Source organism: Thermanaeromonas sp., from assembly GCF_021890735.1.
GTDB lineage: Bacteria > Bacillota > DSM-521 > Neomoorellales > Neomoorellaceae > Thermanaeromonas.
On the sequence record NZ_JAKKUR010000008.1, the window covers coordinates 37833 to 61479 of the forward strand.

Consider the following 23647-nt stretch of genomic DNA (forward strand, 5'->3'; position numbering starts at 1 on the left):
ATAAGTGAGGAGGAAGGGCTGTTGAGGGAGAGGCTTAAACGCTGGTGTTGGATAATGGTACTCGCCGTGGGGCTTGCTACTTTACCTCGAGGAGCGAGGGCAGATGCATTGCAGTCCCCTTCTATCCGGGTCCTTTTAGACCGGGGCTTGTCCCAGATAAGTTTTCAAGTGGTGCAAGGTGAATATTTGTTACTCGATGAAGCGGGCAGGGAGATCGCCAGGCCTGTGGCAGGTGAGGCCTGGGAGGCACGGCTTGCGGATGGCAAGCTGTTAGTTGTACGGCAGGGCCAGGCTTTGCCCCGGGCCTTTAACGGGGTAGTAGAGTTGCGCCCTGTGGACGGGAAAAGACTAAACCTCTTTCTTTACAACGGGAATAGGTACCGGGGTAGCCTGCAGATTTTCCTTAAAGCAGGGGGCCTGGATGCCGTAAATATTTTGGATATAGAGCAATACCTCTATGGAGTAGTAGGAGCTGAGATGGCGGTGAGTACGGGAACCGGGGAGCCCGGGCTTGAAGAAGCCCTTAAAGCGCAGGCGGTAGTGTCCCGGTCTTATGCCCTGAGCCGCTTGGGTTCTGGAGGATACTATGATGTAACCGATGGTACAGACACTCAAGTATATCGGGGGTACGAAGCCGAGATTGTGCCGGGAGCCGACAAGGTTAAGAAGGCAGTAGATGCTACCCGGGGACAAGTTATCTATTATCAAGGTAAATTGGTAAAGGCTTATTTTCACTCTAACGCCGGAGGTTATACGGAAGACAGCGAAAATGTATGGTCGGAGGCCCTCCCTTACCTTCGCGGGGTGCCTTCGCCGGAGGATGAATACGCTTTACGCTTTGGAGGTTGGGTAGCCAGTACCTTTAGCTGGACCAAAACCTTGACCCGGGAAGAAGTACAGGGTATGATTAAGGCGTGGCTTGAGCGCACGGGGCAGGCTGTTGAGTTAGGTGATATAATAGACCTCGTGGCTGTACGGGAAAAGCGGGATGGGACCGGTCCTACGGTGTCCGGACGGGTGACGTGTCTTGAGATGGTGGGGACCAAGGGAAAGGCTATAGCCTACCGTGACGGGATACGCTCCGTCTTGGGACTCCGCAGCACTCTCTTTACTTTAGAGATGGATTCCACGGTTTCTATCCTCGACGGCCGGGGGAGCAAGAATCTCGTAAATTATGGTGGAGAACTGCAGGCCCTGGGAGCGGCAGGACAGCCTTTAGTTTTAAACGGTCCTGCAAATGAGTATGTAGTCATGGGTGCAGGGGGAACCCGCAAGGTGCCCAAGGTCTTCCAGAAAGTTTTCATCCAGGGCCGGGGCAACGGGCACGGAGTCGGTTTAAGCCAGTGGGGAGCCCGGGGCATGGCAGCTAAAGGGTTTAATTACCGGGATATTATAGAACACTATTATAACCAAGGAAGGTATGACGGGAAGCTGACCGTTGGCCCCTATAGATGAGGAGACAGGAATGAGGGTAGAAGATTTCGATTACCAGTTGCCCCCTGAATTAATAGCTCAGCGCCCTGTGGAGCCGCGGGACACCTCGCGGCTCCTTGTGCTACACCGCGAGTCTGGCAAACTGGAGCACCGGCGGTTTTATGAGCTGCCCTTATACCTAAGACCCGGCGATGTCCTGGTTTTAAATGATACCAAGGTGATTCCGGCCAGGCTCTTAGGGAAAAAAGCCAAGACAGGAGGGCAGGTAGAGGTTTTTCTCCTCAAGCCCTTGGGAGGGGATTGTTGGGAAGTATTGGTGCGTCCGGGTCGCCGGATACCCCCGGGCACAGAGATCTTTTTTGGAGAAGGCGAACTGCGGGCCCGAGTTTTGGACCGTACTCCACAGGGAGGCCGCGTGGTAGAATTTCAATATCAGGGGGAGTGGGAGGAGGTACTGGGCAGGTTGGGGGAAGTTCCCTTACCCCCTTATATTAAGGAGAAACTTTCCGATCCAGAACGCTACCAGACGGTTTACGCTTCCAAGCCCGGATCTGTAGCCGCTCCTACAGCCGGCCTTCACTTTACCCCCCGGTTGCTTAAACAACTTGAAGAGAAAGGAGTAAGGATTGTTTACATTTTACTCCATGTCGGGCTAGGCACCTTCCGGCCGGTAAGGGAGGATGTTGTAGAAAAGCACCAAATGCACGCAGAATACTTTCGCGTGGATGAGGACGCGGCCAGGACCATAAACGAGGCCCGGAAAAAAGGCGGGCGCGTGATAGCTGTGGGCACTACAGTTGTACGCACCCTGGAGACGGTGGCTACACCGGAAGGAGAGATCAAGCCCCGAGAAGGTTTCACGGAACTTTTTATTTATCCGGGCTATCGTTTTAAGGCGGTTGAGGGACTTATCACTAATTTCCACCTGCCCCGTTCTACCTTGCTCATGCTCGTGTGTGCCTTTGCAGGGCGGGAAAAAATATTGGAGGCCTACCAGGTAGCTATAAAGGAGCGTTACCGCTTTTACAGCTTTGGCGATGCCATGTTGATTTTATAAAGACGGAGGTGCGCCCGGAGCTTGGTACCCGTCTCCTTCGAAGTGATAAAAACGGAAAAGACTTTCGGTGCGCGGCTCGGCCGGCTAATAACCCCTCACGGGATTGTGCATACACCTGTCTTTATGCCCGTGGGTACCCAAGCTACAGTTAAGACCATGACACCCGAAGAAGTAGAAGCTTTGGGTGGGGAAATAATTTTGAGCAACACTTATCACCTTTACCTAAGACCTGGTGCTGATATTATCCGTGAAGCCGGCGGCCTGCACAAGTTTATGAACTGGCACCGCCCCATCTTAACCGATAGCGGGGGCTTCCAAGTTTTTAGCTTGGCAAGTCTCCGGGAGGTACGTCCTGAGGGTGTTTTCTTTCGCTCCCATATTGACGGTTCTACCCACTTTATGGGCCCGAGGGAATCCATGGCTGTTCAAGAGGCTTTGGGCTCGGATATTGCCATGGCCTTTGATGAATGTGTGGCTTACCCGGCAAGTTACGAAGAAGTGGAAGCGGCGGTGGAAAGGACCACCCGCTGGGCTGAAGAATGCCTTAAGGTGCATAGGCGCCAGGACCAAGCTGTGTTTGGCATAATCCAAGGCGGGGTCTTCCCCGACCTCAGACGCCGGAGCGCCCGGGAAATAACTTCCTTAAATTTTCCGGGATACGGTATTGGAGGCTTGAGTGTAGGGGAACCTAAGAATATGATGTACGCCATACTGGAAGAACTACGCCCCCTTTTACCCGAGGACAAGCCTCGGTATCTTATGGGCGTAGGTTCGCCCGACTGCCTTCTAGAGGGGGTAAAAAGGGGTATCGATATGTTCGATTGCGTCCTTCCTACCAGGATAGCCCGTAACGGTACCGTTTTAACCAGCCGGGGGAAACTAGTAGTACGGAATGCCGTTTACGCCCGGGATTTCCGGCCACTGGATGAAGAATGCGATTGCTACACCTGCCGTAATTTTACCCGGGCCTATATACGCCACCTTATAAAAGCCAACGAAATTTTAGGGTTGCGGCTTACGACTATCCATAACCTTTACTTTACATTCCGCCTCATGGACCGTATAAGACAGGCTATAGCCGAAGACCGCCTTCTGGAGATGAGCGAGGAGTTTTATTCGCATTATGAGGTTACGGATGACGGAGAAGAAAATTTCTAAAGGGAAAAGAGGTTTTATCCTCCCCTTGTAGAAAGGAAATTAACAGGGGGGTGTTAAGCAACATGCAGCAGACACAGGCCTGGGGATGGACTATTTTTTACCTGATCTTTTTCTTCGCCATTTTTTACCTCTTGGTGATACGTCCGCAACAAAGGCAACAGAAAAAGCGTCAGGAGATGCTAAGCAAGTTAAAAGTCGATGACCGGGTCGTCACTATAGGGGGCATCCACGGCCGGATTACCAAGATCAAGGATAAGACGGTGATGATCCGGATAGCGGACAAGGTGGAGATAGAGCTGGATAAAAATGCAATATCTTATGTCCCCGGGCAGGAGGCGAAATAATATTTGGCGCAGGTTACCCTAGAGGATGTTAAAAAGGATCCCGAAGTAGAGGCTTTCATATACCAAGGCAACGAACACCTGGGAGCCTTAGGTTATACCGAACATGGCCACCGGCATTTGGGGCTGGTGGCCAGTATCAGTCACAATGTCCTGGCGAGGCTGGGCTATCCAGAAAGATTAGCCCGATTGGCATCTATAGCGGGTTATCTTCATGACATAGGTAATGTCATAAGCCGCCAAAATCACGGCCAGGTAGGCGCCCTTTTGTCTTACAATATTTTGCGAAGGCTCGGGATGGACGCCGGGGAAATGGCCCTGGTACTGGGTGCTATTGGAAACCATGAAGAGGAATACGGCCAGGCGGTGAATCCCGTAGCTGCTGCCTTAATTTTAGCTGATAAATCTGATGTGCACCGTTCGCGGGTGAGGAACCGGGAGCCGGCTACCTTTGACCTCCACGATAGAGTAAATTACGCGGTAAAACACTCTTTTCTCAGGGTGGAGGAAAGATATAAGACCATTACCTTAGAATTAGAGATCGACCTGGAGATAAGCAAGCCCGCCGAGTATTTTGAGATTTTCCTTCCCCGCATGATGATGTGCCGGCGGGCGGCAAGTTTTTTGGGTTGCCAGTTTGGTTTGATTATAAACCAAACCAGGCTTCTTTAGGCTTTCTTATTGTTACAGTTAAGGGGGAAGCTATGTTGGCAAGGAGAGCCGGAAAAGGATGGAACACTTTAAAGCTTATAGTTGCTGTTTTGGCTATCCTGGCCCTAGGCATAGGGGCCTTGCCACCGCTTCTTAAAGGTATGAAACTGGGTTTGGACTTACAGGGCGGCGTTCATGTGGTGGTCGAAGCTAAGGATACCCCGGATCATAGAGTGACGGGCGAAGATATGGACGCCCTGGAGCGTGTTATGCGTAACCGGGTGGACGAGCTGGGCTTGGCCGAGCCTCTCATCCAGAGGGAGGGAAGCCGCAGGCTTATTATTGAACTGGCAGGCGCCAGGGATCCGGAAGAAGCCGTTAGGATAATCGGTAAAACGGCCTTGCTGGAATTTAAAACCAGCGATGGTCAAGTAGTGGTAAGCGGGAAAGATCTCAAAGATGCAAAAGCCATCATCGACCAGCGTAACCAAGAACCTCAGGTAGCCTTAAGATTTAATGAGGAAGGAACTAAAAGATTCGCGGAAGTTACCACAGAGTTAACTCAAAAGTACGCCAAAGGAGATCCCCGCAGGCGGATCGGCATATATTTGGATAACGAGCTTCTCACCAACCCGGAAGTGGAAGAACCCATCCCGAGCGGGGAAGCTGTTATCCGCGGCGGGTTCGCCGATTTTAAGGAAGCAGCAAATCTCGCTGCTCTCTTGCGCGGTGGAGCCCTACCCGTACCTGTAGAAATAGTGGAGCGCAGGGCCGTAGGACCCACCTTGGGGTTAGATTCTCTAATTAAAAGCGAGAAGGCAGCTATTGTCGCGCTGGCAACCATTGCTTTATTTATGCTTATAGTTTACCGTTTACCCGGCCTGGTGGCCAACCTTTCTCTGGTAGTTTACGCGGTCCTCGTTTTAGCCGCTTTATGGGCCTTAAAAGCCACCCTGACCTTACCCGGGATCGCCGGTTTGCTGTTGTCGGTAGCCATGGCTTTAGACGCCAATATTCTGATCTACGAGCGCCTAAAGGAAGAATTGCGAAACGGCAAGACTTTGCGGTCCGCAGTAGATGCCGGTTTTAAGCGAGCTTTTGTTACTATCTTTGACTCTAACGCTACAACTGTCTTGGTAGCCATAGTCCTTTATTTCCTAGGCAGCGGGACTGTGCGCGGGTTTGCCATAACCCTTTCTTTAGGTATAGCCATCAGCATGTTTACGGCCATAACCTTAACCAGAACCCTGCTTCACTTAGTTATAAGCGTACCCGCTCTTAGCCGGAATTTGTGGCTTTATGGCTTTCATGTGAAAGCTAGGCCGGCAGAAGTAGAAGGGGTGAAGTAGACATGAATTTTGTAGGCAGGCGGAAGTTATGGTACGCAATTTCGCTGCTGGTAATCATACCGGGGCTTATAGCTATGCTGGTTAATCGGCCGGCCCTTAATTTTAGCATCGACTTTACCGGTGGGAATCTATTACAACTCAAATTTGAGCGCCCCGTAGAAAGCAGCCAAGTGAGGGAGGTACTGAAAGAATTTAATCTAGAAAAGAGCTCCTTACAGACAGCGGGAGAAAACGAATTCCTTCTACGGACCCCTGTCCTAGGAGAGGAAGAGACGGGCAAGCTTTTTTCTGCTTTAAAAGAGAAACTGGGAAACTTCGAGATAAAGCGTAACGAAAAAGTGGGGGCTACAATAGGGCGGGAGATAACCCGTAACGCCCTTTATGCCTTGATTATAGCTTCAGGTTTGATGCTCATCTATATAGGCTTCCGGTTTGAATTTCTTTTCGGTGTATCGGCGGTAGTAGCTTTGCTCCATGATGTCTTGGTAACCGTAGGTCTTTTTGCCCTTTTCCGCTGGGAAGTGGACAGCTCCTTCGTGGCGGCTATTTTAACTATTATCGGGTATTCTATTAACGATACCATAGTAATATTCGACCGCATCCGCGAAAACCTACGCATGCGCAAGAAAGAGAGCCTGGAGGAACTGGTGAACAGGAGCATTAAGCAGAGCCTGACGCGCACTATTAGTACCGTAACTACTGTAATTATTGCCCTAGTGGCCCTGCTTACCTTAGGTGGAGAAACTACAAAAGGTTTTGCCCTGGCCATGCTTATAGGAACTGTAAGCGGAACCTATTCCTCTATCTTTACGGCCAGCCCCCTTTGGATCGATTTACGACGCCTAGCAGAGGGGCGCAAGAAGGCCTTCCAAGGAAGGGAACGCCGGGTCACTTCTCCTTAAAAGGCTGCACCTATATGGGGGCTCTTTTTAAACAAAGGTAGCAATTAAAGGGGGTTAAAAACCCTGGAAATTCTCTGGGGAGTACTGTTGGCCGGGCTACTTCTAGCAGGTCTGCTTCATCCTAGGGCGGGCCTGCTTTTCGTTATGCTGCTTCTTTTTTGTATCCTATACTATGCACCCCCCAGGAGCTTGCCATCTATACTATTACTGGTAACAGTAGTCATAACGGCTCTGGCCTTGGCCATAATAGGATGGCTTAAGGCGACGAAGGAGGTTTTCAACCTAAGTAAGCCCTTAGTTTTAAGTATGACCGTTTTGCTTGTAACTAGCGTCCTCCTGGGTAGCCGGATCGGCTTAAGCATTTCCGGCATAGCAGGGGCAGGGGAGCTAGAGGAGTTAAAAAAGCAAATGGGGGTCCACAGGTTTTGGAAATACCTGGCCAGTATCCTTCTTCCCCGGTTGTCTTTCTTTTTACTTTGGCTTCTTTTGCTAGGGTATGCCGTTAAATATCTTGCCGACCTTCAACTCTAGTGTTACAATGGGAGCAAAGCACCGCCACGGACTTCATCCAGGGAAGATGAAGTCTAATTTTTTGAGAGTGGGAGGAGAGGGTGGCCATGGATGAGCGCCAGCGAGCCGCCCGGTTGTCGGTTTTCTCTAATATTTCTTTGGTTGTTTTGAAGCTTTTAACGGGGATATTCACGGGCTCCATAAGTATAATATCGGAGGCCATCCATTCCGGACTGGACTTAATGGCCTCAGCCCTTGCCTATTTTTCTCTAAAGGAAGCCAGTAAACCGGCTGATTATGAGCACCGTTACGGCCACGGCAAAATAGAAAACGTAGCTGGAACCTTTGAAGCTTTGCTTGTGTTTGTGGCGGCCCTGATCATCATTATAGAAGCTTTAAAGAAACTTAAGTCAGGAGTAGAGGTTTCGCAACCCGTGGCCGGTATAGTAGTGATGGGACTATCGGCTGGGGTAAATTACCAGGTGTCCCGCCACCTTTTTAAAGTGGCTAAAGCTACCCAGTCGGTGGCTTTGGAGGCCGATGCCTGGCACCTTTTGACGGATGTTTACACTTCAATAGGTGTTATGTTAGGTCTCGGGATCCTCAAGCTCACAGGGTTTAGCTTTATAGATCCTTTAGCGGCGCTTTTTGTAGCAGGCCTTATCTTACGGGCTGCTTATAGACTTATGCGTGAGGCTTTTTTACCCCTCGTGGATGTTTGCCTTCCGGCAGAGGAGGAACGCCTGGTAAAGGACATTATCGCCGCTCACGCCGGAGAATATATCGAATTCCATAAACTGCGCACCAGAAAGTCCGGCCGGGAGCGCCAGATAGATTTACACCTGGTTGTACCCGCCTGCCAGCCGGTAGCTGAAGCGCACAGCTTGTGCGACCGCATTACCTCGGAAATTAAGGCAGCACTTCCGTACAGTGAGGTGCTAATCCATATAGAGCCCTGCCGTGAAGATAAAGATTGTCACCGGTGCCCCGGCTGCCAGGAGGCTGTAAAATGACGGAGGCAATATGGGAAGTCTGTCCTCGCAATTATGAATTGCAGGAGAAGCTTTCCAGGGGCCTAAATATATCGCCTTTGACTTCCCAGGTATTGATAAACCGGGGGATAAGAAGCGTAGAAGAAGGAAGGCTGTTCCTACAGGGAGGGCTAAAGGACTTAAGCTCGCCCTACGAGCTTCCCGGTGTAGATGAAGCTTTAGCCAGGGTGGAAAAAGCGTTACGTAATAAGGAGAAGGTGTTAATTTATGGAGATTATGATGTAGACGGCCTTACGGCCTCTGCCCTTTTAGGGGAGGTATTAGCAGACTTAGGGTTAGATGTGGAGTATTACCTCCCCCACCGTTTGGAAGAAGGCTACGGGGTAAGTATTAAGGGGCTTGAAGCGGCCCTTTCTTCAGGATGCCGTCTGGTGATTACCGTAGATTGCGGGATAACGGCTGTAGAGGAAGCTTTATGGGCCAGGGAAAAAGGATTAGACCTTATAATTACTGATCATCACCGGCCGGGACCGGAGCTCCCTCCGGCCCTAAGTTTGATCAATCCCTGGCTTTTGGAAGAAAGTAAAGCTATCCTTGCGGGGGTAGGGGTAGCCTTTAAGCTAGCCCAGGCTTTAGGAGAATTTTTCTCCTTGCCTTGCGGGGAGAAGGCTGGTGCGGGAGCTTTAGATTTAGTGGCTTTGGGCACTCTGGCGGATTCCATGCCCCTTTTAGGGGAAAACAGGGCCCTTGTACGGCTAGGTTTAGAGGAACTTAAGAAAGCCGAACGCCCCGGCTTAAGGGCTTTAATGGAGGTAACAGGTTTAAAATGGGAAAGCCTTGATGCAGAAAAAATAGTTTGGGTGCTGGCACCGCGCCTTAACGCCGCCGGGCGCCTGGGGTCTGCCCGGCCAGCCCTGGAACTTCTGCTTACCTCTTCCTTCCAGAGGGCTTGGGAGCTGGCCCAGACCCTCAACTTGCAGAATCAGACCCGTCAGCTTTTGGAGGAACAGATATGGACGGAAGCGCTTGTACAAGCTGAGGAAGCTGTGGCACGGGGCGAACCGGGTCTGGTTCTTGCGGGTAAAGGGTGGCACCCCGGCGTGTTAGGAATAGTGGCGGCAAGACTGGTAGAACGTTTTAGGCGGCCTACTATCCTTATAAGCTTAGAACCCTCGGGGAAAGGACGGGGCTCAGGACGGGCTCAAGAAGGAGTGGACCTTTTTAAAATCCTTAAAAGCTGTGCGTTTTACCTACTAGATTATGGAGGTCACGGACAAGCCGTAGGTTTAGAGATAGAAGCCGAAAAGATACCTGCTTTCCGGGAGGCATTTTTTTACGCTTTAGAGGCGGCTTCCGCAATAGAAACCTTTAAGCCCAGGCTTAAATTAGATGCCGAAGCCCGGCTAAGCCAAATGGATTTAAATTTGGTAGAAGAAATTAAGGCTCTTGCTCCCTTCGGACCGTCTAACCCCCGTCCCCTGTTCCTCTATCAAGGGGCCAGGTTAATTTCCATACGCCAGGTAGGCACGGAGGGAGCTCACCTCAAGCTTAAACTGGAAGCCGAGGGCCGGGAAGTTTCGGCCATAGGCTTCCGGATGGCCCTCCCCCCTGAGATAACTCCCGGCAGCCACGTGGACTTGGCCTTCCGGCCGGAGGAAAATACCTTCAACGGTGAAACAGAACTACAATTAATAGTGGAAGCATTACGCCCGGCAGTTATGGAAGCGATCAGTGTCAGTGTCGATAACCCCAAGGTAGATAACCTTGTCAGGTCCGGCATGGATTTGGAGTATGTGCAAGGTGAGGACGGGATCGTACCTCGAGAAACAGATGAAGGGTGGACGATTACCTGGGCCAAAGCCATTATTGAGGAGCTAAAAAGGAGCTGGGGTGAAAAAAACCGGCCGGTGACCATTATCCTCTCCTCCGGGTTGGGGGTGTTAAGTTGCTACCACGGATTAAAGAACATTTTGTCCCCTGAGGTAGGGCCGCTGGCGGTACGGGGACCGTGGTTACCGGAAGAGAAGTTAGCCTTTCCGCCTTCTGCGCGTATTCTTCTTGAACCGTTCGAGCTTTGGAGAAGGGAGGGCAGGAAGAAGGGGCAGGAGATTTGGTCCCCGGTAGCAAAAGATGGCGGGCGACAACTTTCCCCAGGTGCTTTTGATTATGAGCTTGCGCCTGATCTAGTAAAGCTTGCCTGGGAGCTGGCATCGCGGGGTGAGAGGGTTCTTATATATACTGAACATCCCGCACAGGCCCGGAAGATGGTCCAATTGCTATGGCAGCGGGGTAAGTTTAAGGTAGGTTTGGATGAAGGTTTGACTTTTGAAGAGAAGTTTTCCCTCCGGCGGCAAGCCTTGGCCGGCGATCTAAGGCTTCTGGTAGGTGTAGGGTGGTGTCCTGCCTGGTTTTATCCGGCAGAAGCGGTTCTTTTTACCTATCTTCCCCGGGGAAGGGAGGAAGTGGAGCTTTCCCTTCCCTTACAGACTAAAAGACCCAGGGTGTACATATCGGCCCGTGCTTTAAGCAAAGGGCCTCCCTTGCCTCCGGATTTAAGAGGTTTTCTGGGCCGCCTGTATAAGCGCCTGCACGACATAAGCTTGCGTAAAAAGGCTTTATATTTACATAATAATGTTGCCAGCAATTATTTATTCCGGTGTGGTTTAAACATTCTAGAGGAGTTGGGTCTAATACATATATCCTACCGTAACGAAGGGATAAAGGCTTGGGTTAAGAGTACGACCCGAGATAAACGGGATTTAAACCGCTCCTGGCGGTACCGCCAGATATGCCGGGATTACGAGGAGGTTTTTGCACTTTGGCGGGAGCTCACCCGGCGAAGGGGGTGAGGGTTAATGGATCTCCAGAGTTTGGAAAGGCAGATATTACTCTACTATCCCAATGCCGACCTAAAACTCATCCGGGACGCCTATGATTTTGCCAGCGTTGCCCACAAGGAACAGAGGCGGCATTCCGGCGAACCTTTCATTACCCACCCGCTGGCCGTGGCCGAAATACTGGCCGAGTTGGAGCTGGATTTGGTTACCATCGCTGCGGGCTTGTTGCATGATGTGGTTGAGGACACTCCTATAAGTTTAGATACGGTTAGGGAGATTTTCGGCGAAGAAATAGCCTTACTTGTGGACGGGGTAACTAAACTAAGCCGCCTCGAATATAAGACAAAAGAAGAGCAGCAGGCGGAGACCTTACGGAAGATGTTTTTGGCCATGGCCAAAGACATCCGGGTGATCCTTATTAAGCTGGCCGACCGCCTGCATAACATGCGCACCCTAAAACATTGCCCGGTGGATAAGCAGAAAGACATTGCCCGGGAGACCCTGGAGATCTACGCCCCCTTGGCTCACCGCCTGGGGATCTTCCGCTTGAAATGGGAACTGGAGGACTTGGCTTTACGTTATCAGGAACCCGAGGTATACTATGAGCTAGTCAAGAGTATTTCCAAGAAACGGCAAGAAAGGGAAGAGTATATCCAGAAGGTAGCTGCTATTTTAAGAGAGAAATTACAAGAAAACGGTATTGAAGCTGATATTCAGGGCCGGCCGAAGCATTTCTACAGCATTTACAATAAGATGAAAAAGCAGCAAAAGGAGCTAAGCGAAATATACGACCTGATCGCCTTAAGGGTTATTGTGGATACCGTTAAGGATTGCTACGCGGTTTTGGGGATAATCCATGCTTTGTGGAGGCCCATCCCGGGCCGCTTTAAGGATTATATTGCCATGCCCAAGCCGAATATGTACCAGTCCCTGCATACCACCGTATTGGGACCCGAGGGTGAACCCTTTGAAGTACAGATCCGTACCTGGGAGATGCACCGCACGGCCGAGTACGGTATCGCCGCCCATTGGCGTTATAAGGAAGGCTATACCAGTTCCGATAAGGAGTTTGAGCAGAAGCTTACTTGGCTCCGCCAGATTTTGGACTGGCAGCGGGAACTAAAGGATCCCCGCGAATTTATGGAATCCCTTAAGATAGACCTCTTTTCCGACCGCGTATACGTATTTACTCCCAAAGGGGATGTAGTAGAACTACCGGCCGGCTCCGTACCCATAGACTTTGCCTACCGTGTTCACACGGATATAGGCCACCAATGCGTGGGAGCTAAGGTGAACGGCCGCATAGTCCCTCTGGACTACCAGCTAAAAACTGGTGACATAGTGGAAATCTTAACCCAGAAGGGTAGCGGACCCAGCCGGGACTGGTTAAAAATAGTTAAAACATCCCAGGCTAAAAACCGTATCCGCCAGTGGTTCCGACGGGTGGAGCGGGAAAAGAATTTAGCTAAGGGGAGGGAACTGTTAGAAAAGGAGTGCCGGAAGCAGGGCTTAGAGCCGGAAGAGGTCTTAAAGGGTAATTTCCTCCAAGAGGCAGCCCGCAAGTTTAACTTCTCTTCTTTTGAGGATCTGCTGGTGGCCATAGGAGACGGGGTGGTAACCCCGGCACAAGCATTGGGAGACCTCATTAAGGAGAAAGAAGCGGAGAAAAAAGAGGAAGAAAAGCCTGCGGCGGACTCCTTCCCTCAGGCCAAATCCTGGACCGGCTTTAGCCGTCCTTCCCAGGGAGTGAGGGTTAAAGGCGTGGATAACGTGGTAGTCCGCCTGGCCCATTGTTGCAACCCTCTACCTGGGGATGCCATTATCGGGTACATTACCCGGGGTCGCGGTGTTTCCGTACACCGCAGTGATTGTCCCAATATCCTCCACCATTTAAAGCAGGAACCCGAGCGCATAATCGAAGTGGCCTGGGATCAGGATGCCGAAGCCACTTACCAGGTGCAGATAGAAGCCCTGGCTTGGGACCGGCCGCGCTTGGCCATGGATATTATGACTGCGGTGGCGGATACCAAGACCATTATAAATGCCGTACACGCTCGCGCCACCCGTAACAACATGGCTACCGTGGACTTAAAGTTGGAGATACGGAGCCTGGAGCACCTGCAGTATATAATGGACAAAATCAAGCGCATTAAAGACGTTATGGAGGTTAAGAGGGTGACACCGAGCTAATAGGGGTGGTGTTTTTTGCGTGCAGTTGTCCAGCGGGTGTCGTCCGCAAAGGTTAAAGTAGAGGGCCGGGAGATCAGCGCCATAGGTCCAGGACTGTTGGTGTTTTTAGGGGTTAGGTCCGGTGACACAGAGGAAGACGCGCGTTACCTGGCAGAAAAAATTGCCGGTTTGCGCGTGTTTCCCGACGGGGAGGGAAAAATGAATCTTTCCGTCCGGGATACTGGTGGTAACGTGCTGGTGGTTTCCCAGTTTACCCTTTACGGAGATTGCCGTAAAGGGAAACGGCCCAGCTTCAGCGAGGCTGCCCCAGCTAAAGAGGCGGAAAAGCTGTACGAAACCTTTATAGGGGCTCTGAAGGAACAGGGATTAGATGTGGCCTGCGGCCAATTTCAGGCTCATATGCAGGTTGAGCTGGTGAATGACGGCCCGGTTACGCTCCTTCTAGACAGCGATAAACTTTTTTAAGCATTTCCCCCTCCCTCACCTATTGTCAAACTTTCGGTCCAGGCGGGCGGTAAGCGTGTGTTTTTCTTCGAGCCCCGGTAGCTTAACGCTTTTAGGTATACTTCTAAACAAAACAGGAGGGATATTCAAACATGATTTTGGAAACTCTGGTGGTCGGTCCCTTGGCCACTAACTGTTATCTCATCGCTTGTCCCCAGACCAAAGAAGGGGCTGTGATTGACCCCGGCGCTGAAGGCCAGAGGATACTGGCCCTGGCCGCACAAGTAGGAGTAAAAATACGTTATATCATTAACACCCACGGCCATATAGACCATTGCGGTGCCAACGGTGAAATAAAAGAGGCTACAGGTGCGGAAATATTGATCCACAGGGCAGATGCGCCCTATCTTACCGACGCCAGCAAGAACCTGCTCATCTTTACGGGAGGGCAAGGAGGTAGCCCCCCGGCAGACCGGACCCTGGAAGAAGGAGACATCGTACACGTGGGTAAGATATCTTTAGAAGTGATCCATACTCCCGGGCATACACCAGGAGGTATCTGCCTTAAGGGAGAGGGAGTGGTCTTTACCGGAGATACTCTTTTTGCCGGTTCCATCGGGCGCACGGACTTTCCTGGGGGGTCCTTTAAGCAGCTTATAGATTCGGTAAAGGAAAAACTTTTCTGCCTCCCCGAAGACCTGGTCATTTACCCCGGTCACGGGCCTTCCTCCACCATCGGTGCTGAGAAGACGGATAATCCTTTTTTCTAGAGAGTTAAGGAGAGGAGAGCGTTATGCTGACCCAGAGACCCCGGGGCACAGAGGACATTCTCCCCGGCAACAGCGAAAAGTGGCAGCACGTAGAAGAGGTAGCCCGTTCCCTTTGCCGCCTTTACGGTTATCGGGAGATCCGCACCCCTATATTTGAGCATACCGAGCTTTTCCAGCGCGGTGTAGGGGATACCACAGATATAGTGGAGAAGGAAATGTATACCTTCTTGGACCGCAGCGAAAGGAGCCTTACCTTAAGGCCGGAAGGCACAGCGCCGGTGGTCAGGGCCTTCCTCGAACACCGGCTTTACAGCGGGATGCTTCCTGTAAAACTTTTTTACATAGGGCCCATGTTCAGATACGGCCGACCCCAAGCAGGCCGCTTGCGGCAGTTCCACCAGTTCGGCGTGGAGGTTTTTGGAAGCCGCGAACCTTCTTTAGATGCAGAAGTTATCGCCCTGGCCATGGATTACTACCGTCGATTAGGGCTGGAAGGTCTTGAACTCCATATAAATAGTGTGGGATGCCCTTCCTGCCGTCCCATCCACCGGGAAAAGCTTAAAAGCTACCTAAAGGACAAACTTGAAGCCTTTTGCCCTACCTGCCAGGGCCGTTTTGAACGAAACCCTTTACGTATCTTCGATTGTAAAAACCCTAAATGCCAGGAGCTATTAAAGGGCGCTCCTACCATAACTTCGTCTTTATGCCCAGATTGCAGCCAGCACTTCCAGGAAGTATTGCGCTACCTGGAAGAATTGAACATAACCTACCTCCTTGACGAGTGTCTGGTGAGGGGACTGGATTATTATACCAACACTGCCTTTGAGATAATAGCACCCGGCTTAGGTGCCCAGAGTTCCATCGGTGGCGGAGGGCGGTATGACGGCTTAGTAGAAGCTTGCGGCGGCCCTTCTATGCCGGGCATAGGTTTCGGGCTGGGGTTGGAGAGGACTTTATTGGCCCTAGAAGCTCAAAATAAAAAAATTAAAGTGGAAGACGGGGTTGAAGTGCTGGTAGCTACCGTAGGAGAGGGGATGGAAACAAAAGCTTTAAGACTTTTAAGCTTGCTCAGGGAGCATAACATCCCGGCAGATAAGGATTATTTGGGGCGCAGTCTTAAGGCTCAAATGAAATATGCCCACCGGTATCCAGCCCGGTTAGTAATTATTTTAGGCGAGGAGGAGCTGGAACGCGGCAGGGTTACGGTAAAAAACCTTAAGACAGGTGACCAGGAAGAGGTATCCTGGGACGATGTGGTGGATTTTTGTTTGCGAGCAAAGGAGTGTGAGGGATAAATGCAAGAGGGTATGGGTACTTGGCGCCGTACCCACGGGTGTGGTGAACTTACGAAAGAAGAAGCCGGGGCACGAGTGGTCCTTATGGGTTGGGTACACCGTACACGCGATCACGGGGGGCTCATATTCGTCGATCTGCGGGATCGTTCGGGAATAGTACAGGTTGTATTTAGCCCCCAGGTTTCAGAAGAGGCTTTTAAGGTGGCCGAAAGCCTGCGTAACGAATACGTGGTTGCGGTGGCCGGTGAAGTGCGGTTGCGGCCGGAGGGAACCGTTAATCCCAACCTTCCTACAGGAGAAATCGAGGTCTATGCCGAAGAAGCTAAAGTACTTAACCGGGCCAAAGCTTCTCCCTTCTATATAACCGATAACGTAGAGGTGGACGAGGCTTTAAGGCTCCGGTATCGGTATCTTGATCTACGCAGGCCGGAGATGCAGCGCCTTTTAAAAATGCGCCACCAGACCGCTAAGGCTATCAGGGATTTCCTCGACAGCCGGGGTTTCTGGGAGATTGAGACCCCCATGCTCACCAAGAGCACTCCCGAAGGAGCTCGGGATTTCTTGGTACCCAGCCGCTTAAATCCGGGGGATTTTTATGCTTTACCTCAGTCACCCCAGCTTTTTAAACAGGTGCTTATGGTGGCCGGCGTGGAGCGGTATTTCCAGATCGTTCGCTGTTTCCGTGATGAAGACTTGCGGGCCGACCGCCAGCCGGAGTTCACTCAACTCGATGTGGAGATGTCGTTCGTTAGCCGGGAAGAAGTAATGGGGGTCACCGAAGAGCTTCTGGCCCATGTTTTCCGTACTGTTTTGGGAGTGGAAATTAGAGTGCCTTTTCCCCGGTTAAGCTACAAAGAGGCCATCGAACGCTACGGTTCGGATAAACCGGACCTGCGCTTTGGCTTGGAGATCAGGGATATCTCGGATGTGGTCGGCAAAAGCCAGTTTAAAGTCTTTGCCGAAGCTGTAAAGAAGGGTGGGGTGGTCAGGGGTATAAACGCTACAGGGTGTGGTAACTATTCCCGCCGTGAGCTAGATGATTTGACCAGGCTGGCCGGTGCCTGGGGCGCCAAAGGCCTGGCCTGGATGGTAGTCGAAGCTACAGGTATCCGTTCACCTATTGCTAAATTTTTTAGCCCTGAGGAGCTAGAAAACATTAAAGAGCGCATGGGAGCCCGACCTGGTGACTTGCTATTGTTCGTTGCCGATGCCGAGGAAACGGTAGCCCAAGTTCTAGGGAACTTGCGCCTGGAGCTGGCTACAAGGTTAAATCTTTTGGATCCAGAAAAATTTGCCTTTGTTTGGATCGTAGATTTTCCCTTGCTGGAATACAGTGAAGAAGAGGGCCGCTACAAGGCCGTGCACCATCCCTTTACTTCTCCCCGGGAAGAAGACCTCTTTTTGTTAGAAAGTGAACCTCTTAGGGTGCGTGCTCTGGCTTACGATGTGGTATTGAACGGTGTGGAGTTAGGCGGCGGTAGCATCCGTATCCACCGTAGGGACCTTCAAGAGAAGATATTTAGGCTCTTGGGTTTAAGTAACGAGGAGGCCCAGGAGAAATTTGGATTTTTATTGGAAGCCTTTGAATATGGAGCCCCTCCCCACGGCGGTATTGCCTTGGGTTTGGACAGGCTGGTAATGCTTATGGGGAAGCGGGATACCATCCGCGACGTTATTGCCTTTCCCAAAACCCAGAGCGGTACTTGCCTTTTGACCGGAGCACCGGGACCGGTAAAGCCCGAGCAGCTCAAGGAACTGCATATCATCACAGCCCCTAGAAAAAAGAGCCAGCCCCCCTCACTTCAGAACACTCTTGAAACGGCTTGAACTTTGTGTTAATATAAAAGTGCCCTGCGATGCACGTGAAAGGCCGCAAGTTCTGAGCCAACACCAATACAAAGGGAGCCCGGTCTCTGGGCGTGGCTTGTAGGCCCCCTTGAGGGGAAACAAAAAGCGCCCAGGAGGGCACCCACCTGTAGAGAGAGGGTTCATGGAAACTGCGGCGCTTCACGGCATATGTGGGGTTTTAATTTTTTATCTGTTCTTCGAGAGGGGTCCGTCCGATGAGTTCGTATGCTCCTGTAAAAGACGAACTTTTAGTTCGTTTAAGGCGGATAGAAGGTCAAGTTAAGGGCTTACAACGTATGGTTGAAGAAGGCAAGTACTGTGTTGATGTTCTTACCCAGATTGCAGCCGTGCGGGCAGCTTTAAAAACGGTCGGTACGATTATATTCGAACACCATGTCCGGGGTTGCGTACGGAACGCCATTATGATGAAACAAGGGGACGAGATAATAAGAGAACTCATCGATATTTTAAACAAATTTATGGACTAAGCCCCATCAGGCCTTAGGGCTTAGAAGGCTTTTTGCTGCACCGCTCCTTGAAGGCCTGAACCAGATCTTTTTCTTTGCCGTATGGTGAAGGATTATAAAACACTTTACCTTCTAAAGAGGGTGGAAGGTAGCGCTGTTCTACCCAGCCACCGGGGAAATCGTGGGGATACTTATATCCCTTCCCATGGCCCAGGGCGCGGGCGCCGGAGTAACTCGCATCACGCAGGTGCAGGGGGACGGATACGTTTCCTCCCTTCTTTACTTCCTCTAGGGCGCTATCGATGGCCTTGTATACAGAATTACTTTTCGGGGCCAGGGCGAGGTATAAGGTAGCTTCGGCAAGTATCAACCTGCCTTCGGGTAACCCTACTCGTTCTACGGCCTGGGCTGCGGCGGTAGCTACTACTAAAGCCTGGGGATCGGCCAGGCCTATATCTTCGGCCGCGTGTATCATGAGCCTGCGGGCTAAGAAGAGGGGATCCTCTCCCGCATAAATCATGCGAGCAAGCCAGTATATGGCTGCGTCGGGATCGGAGCCGCGAATGCTTTTTATCCAGGCCGAGACTATATCGTAATGTTGGTCACCATCGCGGTCATACAGTACGGATTTCGTCTGTACGGCTTCTTCCACCGCGGCCAAAGATACATACCTTTTTCCGTCTGGCGAAGGAGGAGTAGTAAGGGCAGCAAACTCCAAGGCGTTCAAGGCTATGCGCGCATCGCCCTCGGCGATCCGGGCAAGGTGCTTCAGCGCTTGCTCCTCGACTTCTACGTTGAGTTCACCCAGCCCTCTTTCCCTATCCTCCAAGGCCCTCCGTAAAAGCTTCAAAATGTCTTCTTCCCGTAAGGGTTCCAGGCGGACTATCCGGGAGCGCGAGCGTAAAGCCGGGTTAACGGTAAACATAGGGTTTTCAACTGTAGCTCCGATCAATATAACTATCCCTTCTTCCACCCACGGCAAAAGAGCATCCTGTACATTTTTTGCCCACCGGTGAATTTCATCTACAAAGACAACTGTTTTCTGCCTCAAATAAACACGCCTTTCCTTGGCCTTTTCCACCACCTGGCGGATTTCGGTTATGCCGTCTAAAGCTGCATGTAGCGATTCGAAATGGGCCTTGGTCGTGTTGGCTATCACGTGGGCCAGGGTGGTTTTCCCGCTGCCCGGCGGCCCCCAGAGGATAAGAGAAGTTATAGTATCATTTTCAATGGCCCGCCGGAGGAGGGTACCTGGGCCGAGAACTTTTTCCTGCCCCACAAATTCTTCTAAGCTGCGGGGCCGCATGCGTACTGCTAAAGGAGCTTGCTTTTTCAATTCTTCCTGAGCCGCCTGTTCGAATAGATTCATAATTAAATGTGGTCCCTTCAAGGAGCGAAGTTAGAATTAGTTTTAGCTTTATTATATAAGACACGGTATAAAAGCGCCAGCCTCCGGGAAAAACATAATAAAAGCAGAGTATTTCGCTCGGATTTTTCTTGACAATACCCGAGTGAATTGCTAAGATATAATCGCCACCAGGGAAAAGGTAGAGATTGGGGTGATTGGCATTGAAGCTCTCTACCCGGGGAGAATATGGCCTGCGTGCCATGTTCGACCTCGCCCAGCGCTATGGCGAAGGCCCGATCTCTTTGAAGAGCGTGGCCGAACGCCAGGATATTTCCGAGCATTATCTTGAACAGCTCTTTGCCTCCCTTAGGAAGGCAGGGCTGGTGCGCAGCGTTAGGGGAGCGCAGGGCGGCTATACCTTGGCCCGGGAGCCACGGGAGATTAAGGTGGGTGAGATCATCCGGGTCCTGGAGGGGCCCATAGCTCCCATGGATTGCGTAAGTGAAGAGGAAGGGGAAGGCACTTGTTGCGCACGGGCGGAAACTTGTGTTGCCCGTACTATATGGGAGAAGGTAAGGGATAGCATAGCCGGCGTCCTCGATTCCATAACCTTGGAGGATATGGTCGAGGAGGCCCATAAACTACAGTCCAAGGATAAATATATGTATTACATTTAAACTCCTTTTTAAGAAGGTGAGCTATGCGTGCGTAAGGTATACCTAGACCACAGCGCTACCACTCCGGTGCGCCCCGAGGTCTTAGAAGAGATGCTCCCTTATCTTAAGGAGGAATTTGGCAATCCTTCCAGCCTTTACAGCTGGGGGCGGCAGGCTAAGAAGGCTATTGAAGAGGCTCGTGCTCGAGTGGCGGGCCTGATCGGAGCCCAGCCGGAGGAAATCGTATTTACCAGCGGCGGTACCGAAGCTGACAATATGGCCCTTATAGGCGTGGCCTATGCTAATCAAAAAAAGGGCAAACATATCATTACATCCAGCATAGAGCACCACGCTGTGTTGGATACCGCCCAGTACCTTCAGCGCCAGGGGTTTAAGGTGACGTTCCTTCCAGTAACTCCTGAAGGACTGGTACGGGTAGAAGATGTAGAAGAGGCTATTACGGACGAGACCATCCTCATAAGTATAATGCACGTCAATAATGAAGTGGGTACCATCCAGCCTATCCAGGAGATCGGTAAGCTTGCCCGTGAACGAGGTATTATTTTCCACACCGATGCTGTCCAGAGCGTAGGTAAAATCCCGGTAAATGTAGATGAACTCAACGTAGACTTGCTTTCAGCCTCTGCCCACAAGATCTATGGCCCTAAAGGTGTGGGCTGTTTATATATCCGCAAGGGTACGCGTATACAGCCTTTGCTTCACGGGGGTGGCCAAGAACGCAAAAGGAGGGCAGGGACAGAAAATGTACCGGGAATAGTAGGATTCGGTAAAGCCGCGGAGCTGGCCGGGCAAGAATTGGAAAGCGAGGGCAAGAGACTTAAGGCCCTGCGAGACAAGCTCATCGATGGTGTTCTGGAGCGGATCGATCACGTGCAATTAAATGGTGACCGGGAACGGAGATCCCCCATTAACGCCAACTTTAGCTTTAAGTATGTGGAAGGGGAGTCCATCCTTTTAAGCCTAGATATGAAAGGCATAGCTGCCTCCAGCGGTTCTGCCTGCACCTCGGGCTCCCTGGATCCCTCCCATGTGCTCTTGGCCATGGGTATTCCCCATGAAGTGGCCCACGGCTCAGTGCGCATGACCCTAGGGCGGGATAACACGGAAGAGGATATTGATTATGTACTAGAGGTACTACCGGAGATAATCGAACGGTTGCGGGCCATGTCGCCATTATATAAAAAGGCGGGTGATTAAGAATGTATAGCGCCAAGGTTATGGATCATTTTACCAATCCTAGAAACGTTGGAGAAATACCAGATGCCGACGGCGTGGGAGAAGTGGGGAACCCTGTTTGTGGTGATATAATGAAACTGTATATCAAAGTGGAAAACGGTGTAATTAAGGATGTGAAATTTAAAACCTTCGGCTGTGGAGCGGCTATTGCTACCAGCAGCATGGTGACGGAAATGGTAAAGGGAAAAACTATTGAAGAAGCCTTAAAGATCACCAATAAGGCCGTGGCGGAAGCTTTGGACGGATTGCCGCCCCAGAAGATGCATTGCTCTAACCTGGCTGCAGATGCTCTGCATAAAGCCATCGAAGACTTCAAAAGAAAGAATGCGGGTAGCTCACAGGGTAAGGACGGTGAGTTAGCTGGGTAAGCCCAAGGGCAAGGTGATGGTAGCTATGAGCGGCGGGGTGGATAGTTCCACTGCCGCCGCTTTGCTAAAGGAGCAAGGATATGAAGTCATCGGGGTAACCTTGGAAATCTGGCCTCTAGATGTACCTCCTCCTCCAGGAGAGATCGGCTGCTGCTCTTTAAGTGCAGTGGAAGATGCCCGTCGGGTGGCAAACTTACTGGGCATCCCTCACTATGTCCTCAATTTCCGTTCCGTGTTTCAAGAAAAGGTAATAGATTACTTTATCAGTGATTACCTAAGCGGCCGCACCCCCAATCCCTGTATAGCCTGTAATCGCTTCATTAAGTTCGAGGCCCTTTTACGTAAAGCCCTGGCCTTAGGTATGGATTATATAGCTACCGGACATTATGCCCGGATATTTTATGATAAAGAGCGCAGGCGTTACCTTTTAGCTAAAGGTAGGGACCCCAACAAGGATCAAAGTTATGTTTTGTACACCTTTACCCAGGAACAGCTTGCCCGTACTCTTTTGCCCCTGGGAGAATATACCAAAGATGAAGTGCGAAAGATGGCCCAAGAATACGGCCTTCCGGTGGCTTGGAAATCCGAGTCCCAAGAAATATGTTTTGTGACGGTTGGCGACTACCGGGAGTTCATCCGCGAAAGAGCCCGTGTACCCATCCGGCCGGGCCCGATACTGGATGTTAAGGGTAGAGTTTTGGGACAGCACCGGGGGCTGCCCTATTACACTGTGGGTCAGCGGCGGGGTTTAGGAGTGGCTTTGGGCCGTCCCGTTTTTGTGGTGGCGTTAGACCCCCGGCGGAACGCGGTTATCGTGGGAAATGAAGAAGATCTCCTGCAGTCTAAGCTTCGCTCACGGGATAACAACTATATTCTCTGGGATGAACCCCCGCTTGAGGTTGAGGTTAAAGCTAAAATCCGCTACCGCTCACCTGAAGCCGCTGCCCTCCTTCGACCCCAGCCTCATAGAGTGGCCGAAGTCGAATTTAAGGAATCCCAGAGGGCTGTAACACCCGGTCAAGCGGTGGTCTACTACCAGGGGGACCTGGTGGTAGGGGGGGGCACCATAATGGCTCCTTGGGAGACTGTATAACCCAACACTACGTGGAGGAGGCGGTCCTGCTGATTTTTGAGGGAAGGAGCACGGGCGTATTTTTTCTGCTGCTACAGGTAATAATATGGCCTGGGTAGGGGGAGATGCACGATTGTGGTTAAAGGGCGCAAGCTTTTAGGTTTACCAGTAATTAATTTGGCTGGTGAAGAGCTAGGCCGGATTGAAGATTTGATCTGGGAGGGGGGAAATTTGCAGTTAAAGGGGGTATTAGTCTCCCCCGCAAGATTATTTACAGGGCCACGGTTCTTAGAGCTTAGGGAGATCCAAACTTGCGGCCCGGATGCCCTCACCGTAAATAAAGATCAAGCCTTATCTACAGGCCTACCAGAAGGTAGTTTGAGCTGGGCAGATTTTAGAGGAAAAAGGGTTTTAGATACTACAGGTAGAGAGCTGGGGATCTTAGAGGATGTCGAAATAGAATGGCCTTCTGGACGCGTAGTAAAGCTCGAGGTTTCTCAAGGACTGGTAGAAGATATCCTTAACGGACGGAAGTTGCTGGATATAAGCGGATCTACGGTAACGTGGGGATCCGATGTTGTATTGCTACCTGCCGGGGTTATGTAAAGGAGGTGCTTATTCCTTTGAGAACCTGTCCTATCTGCGGCGGAAAAGCTGTAGGCCGTATCGGGGTGGACCAGTATTACTGCTGGGATTGTCTT

At 51.2% G+C, this 23647-nt stretch carries 22 protein-coding genes and 1 other RNA gene; 22 read left to right on the plus strand and 1 reads right to left on the minus strand.

Features of this window, described 5'->3' with window-relative positions; genetic code table 11:
* Nucleotides 1–21: 21 nt before the first annotated feature.
* From L5656_RS03105 to L5656_RS03185, 17 genes are all read left to right on the plus strand, one after another.
* Nucleotides 22–1455 carry a SpoIID/LytB domain-containing protein gene (locus L5656_RS03105; RefSeq protein WP_297198871.1) on the plus strand — a complete coding sequence of 478 codons (1434 nt, stop codon included), beginning with the start codon at nucleotides 22–24 and terminating at the stop codon, nucleotides 1453–1455.
* Nucleotides 1456–1465: 10 nt separating this feature from the next.
* Entirely contained in the window at nucleotides 1466–2491 is a 1026-nt protein-coding gene (gene queA, locus L5656_RS03110; protein ID WP_366017806.1) for a tRNA preQ1(34) S-adenosylmethionine ribosyltransferase-isomerase QueA, read from the plus strand.
* A gap of 21 nt (nucleotides 2492–2512) precedes the next feature.
* Nucleotides 2513–3649, plus strand: a complete 1137-nt coding sequence (tgt, locus tag L5656_RS03115) for a tRNA guanosine(34) transglycosylase Tgt (RefSeq protein ID WP_297198879.1) — start codon at nucleotides 2513–2515, stop codon at nucleotides 3647–3649.
* Between the two features lie 62 nt (nucleotides 3650–3711).
* The gene (yajC, locus tag L5656_RS03120; protein ID WP_297198882.1) at nucleotides 3712–3993 is read left to right on the plus strand and encodes a preprotein translocase subunit YajC; all 282 of its coding nucleotides are present in this window, start codon (nucleotides 3712–3714) and stop codon (nucleotides 3991–3993) included.
* A gap of 3 nt (nucleotides 3994–3996) precedes the next feature.
* Nucleotides 3997–4662: an HD domain-containing protein gene (locus tag L5656_RS03125; protein WP_297198885.1), complete on the plus strand. Its 666-nt coding sequence runs from the start codon at nucleotides 3997–3999 to the stop codon at nucleotides 4660–4662.
* Between the two features lie 32 nt (nucleotides 4663–4694).
* Nucleotides 4695–5990 (plus strand): protein translocase subunit SecD, encoded by a 1296-nt coding sequence (secD, locus tag L5656_RS03130; RefSeq protein WP_297198887.1) that lies wholly within the window; start codon nucleotides 4695–4697, stop codon nucleotides 5988–5990.
* Nucleotides 5991–5992: 2 nt separating this feature from the next.
* Nucleotides 5993–6892, plus strand: coding sequence for a protein translocase subunit SecF (gene secF, locus L5656_RS03135; protein ID WP_297198890.1), 900 nt, complete (start codon nucleotides 5993–5995; stop codon nucleotides 6890–6892).
* A 189-nt stretch (nucleotides 6893–7081) separates the two neighbouring features.
* Nucleotides 7082–7423, plus strand: coding sequence for a hypothetical protein (locus L5656_RS03140; protein WP_297198893.1), 342 nt, complete (start codon nucleotides 7082–7084; stop codon nucleotides 7421–7423).
* A gap of 86 nt (nucleotides 7424–7509) precedes the next feature.
* The gene (locus tag L5656_RS03145) at nucleotides 7510–8415 is read left to right on the plus strand and encodes a cation diffusion facilitator family transporter (RefSeq protein ID WP_297198896.1); all 906 of its coding nucleotides are present in this window, start codon (nucleotides 7510–7512) and stop codon (nucleotides 8413–8415) included.
* Entirely contained in the window at nucleotides 8412–11243 is a 2832-nt protein-coding gene (recJ, locus tag L5656_RS03150) for a single-stranded-DNA-specific exonuclease RecJ (RefSeq protein ID WP_297198899.1), read from the plus strand. The genes L5656_RS03145 and recJ overlap by 4 nt, the downstream gene beginning before the upstream one ends.
* Nucleotides 11244–11249: 6 nt before the next feature.
* Complete coding sequence (locus L5656_RS03155) at nucleotides 11250–13421, plus strand: RelA/SpoT family protein (protein WP_297198901.1); 2172 nt, start codon at nucleotides 11250–11252, stop codon at nucleotides 13419–13421.
* Nucleotides 13422–13436: 15 nt separating this feature from the next.
* Nucleotides 13437–13886, plus strand: a complete 450-nt coding sequence (gene dtd / locus L5656_RS03160) for a D-aminoacyl-tRNA deacylase (protein WP_297198902.1) — start codon at nucleotides 13437–13439, stop codon at nucleotides 13884–13886.
* A gap of 131 nt (nucleotides 13887–14017) precedes the next feature.
* Nucleotides 14018–14635, plus strand: coding sequence for an MBL fold metallo-hydrolase (locus L5656_RS03165; protein WP_297198905.1), 618 nt, complete (start codon nucleotides 14018–14020; stop codon nucleotides 14633–14635).
* 23 nt (nucleotides 14636–14658) lie between these two features.
* On the plus strand, nucleotides 14659–15930 hold the full coding sequence (hisS, locus tag L5656_RS03170; protein WP_297198908.1) for a histidine--tRNA ligase: 1272 nt from the start codon (nucleotides 14659–14661) through the stop codon (nucleotides 15928–15930).
* A complete protein-coding gene (gene aspS, locus L5656_RS03175; RefSeq protein WP_297198911.1) occupies nucleotides 15931–17757 on the plus strand; it encodes an aspartate--tRNA ligase in 1827 nt (608 codons plus the stop codon).
* 18 nt (nucleotides 17758–17775) lie between these two features.
* Nucleotides 17776–17959: non-coding RNA, 6S RNA (gene ssrS, locus L5656_RS03180), on the plus strand.
* A gap of 34 nt (nucleotides 17960–17993) precedes the next feature.
* Nucleotides 17994–18266, plus strand: a complete 273-nt coding sequence (locus L5656_RS03185; RefSeq protein ID WP_297198913.1) for a metal-sensitive transcriptional regulator — start codon at nucleotides 17994–17996, stop codon at nucleotides 18264–18266.
* Between the two features lie 13 nt (nucleotides 18267–18279).
* Here L5656_RS03185 and L5656_RS03190 read toward each other — a convergent pair whose 3' ends face one another.
* Nucleotides 18280–19614: a replication-associated recombination protein A gene (locus L5656_RS03190; RefSeq protein WP_297198916.1), complete on the minus strand. Its 1335-nt coding sequence runs from the start codon at nucleotides 19612–19614 to the stop codon at nucleotides 18280–18282.
* 200 nt (nucleotides 19615–19814) lie between these two features.
* Between L5656_RS03190 and L5656_RS03195 the strand changes: the two genes are divergently transcribed.
* The 5 genes from L5656_RS03195 to L5656_RS03215 all read left to right on the plus strand — a co-directional run bounded on the left by L5656_RS03195 (nucleotide 19815) and on the right by L5656_RS03215 (nucleotide 23552).
* Entirely contained in the window at nucleotides 19815–20270 is a 456-nt protein-coding gene (locus L5656_RS03195) for an RrF2 family transcriptional regulator (protein WP_297198919.1), read from the plus strand.
* A 27-nt stretch (nucleotides 20271–20297) separates the two neighbouring features.
* The gene (gene nifS, locus L5656_RS03200; RefSeq protein WP_297198921.1) at nucleotides 20298–21467 is read left to right on the plus strand and encodes a cysteine desulfurase NifS; all 1170 of its coding nucleotides are present in this window, start codon (nucleotides 20298–20300) and stop codon (nucleotides 21465–21467) included.
* A 2-nt stretch (nucleotides 21468–21469) separates the two neighbouring features.
* The gene (nifU, locus tag L5656_RS03205) at nucleotides 21470–21874 is read left to right on the plus strand and encodes a Fe-S cluster assembly scaffold protein NifU (RefSeq protein WP_297198923.1); all 405 of its coding nucleotides are present in this window, start codon (nucleotides 21470–21472) and stop codon (nucleotides 21872–21874) included.
* Between the two features lie 16 nt (nucleotides 21875–21890).
* Entirely contained in the window at nucleotides 21891–22967 is a 1077-nt protein-coding gene (gene mnmA, locus L5656_RS03210; RefSeq protein WP_297198930.1) for a tRNA 2-thiouridine(34) synthase MnmA, read from the plus strand.
* Nucleotides 22968–23081: 114 nt separating this feature from the next.
* The gene (locus tag L5656_RS03215; RefSeq protein ID WP_297198925.1) at nucleotides 23082–23552 is read left to right on the plus strand and encodes a PRC-barrel domain-containing protein; all 471 of its coding nucleotides are present in this window, start codon (nucleotides 23082–23084) and stop codon (nucleotides 23550–23552) included.
* Nucleotides 23553–23647: the final 95 nt, after the last annotated feature.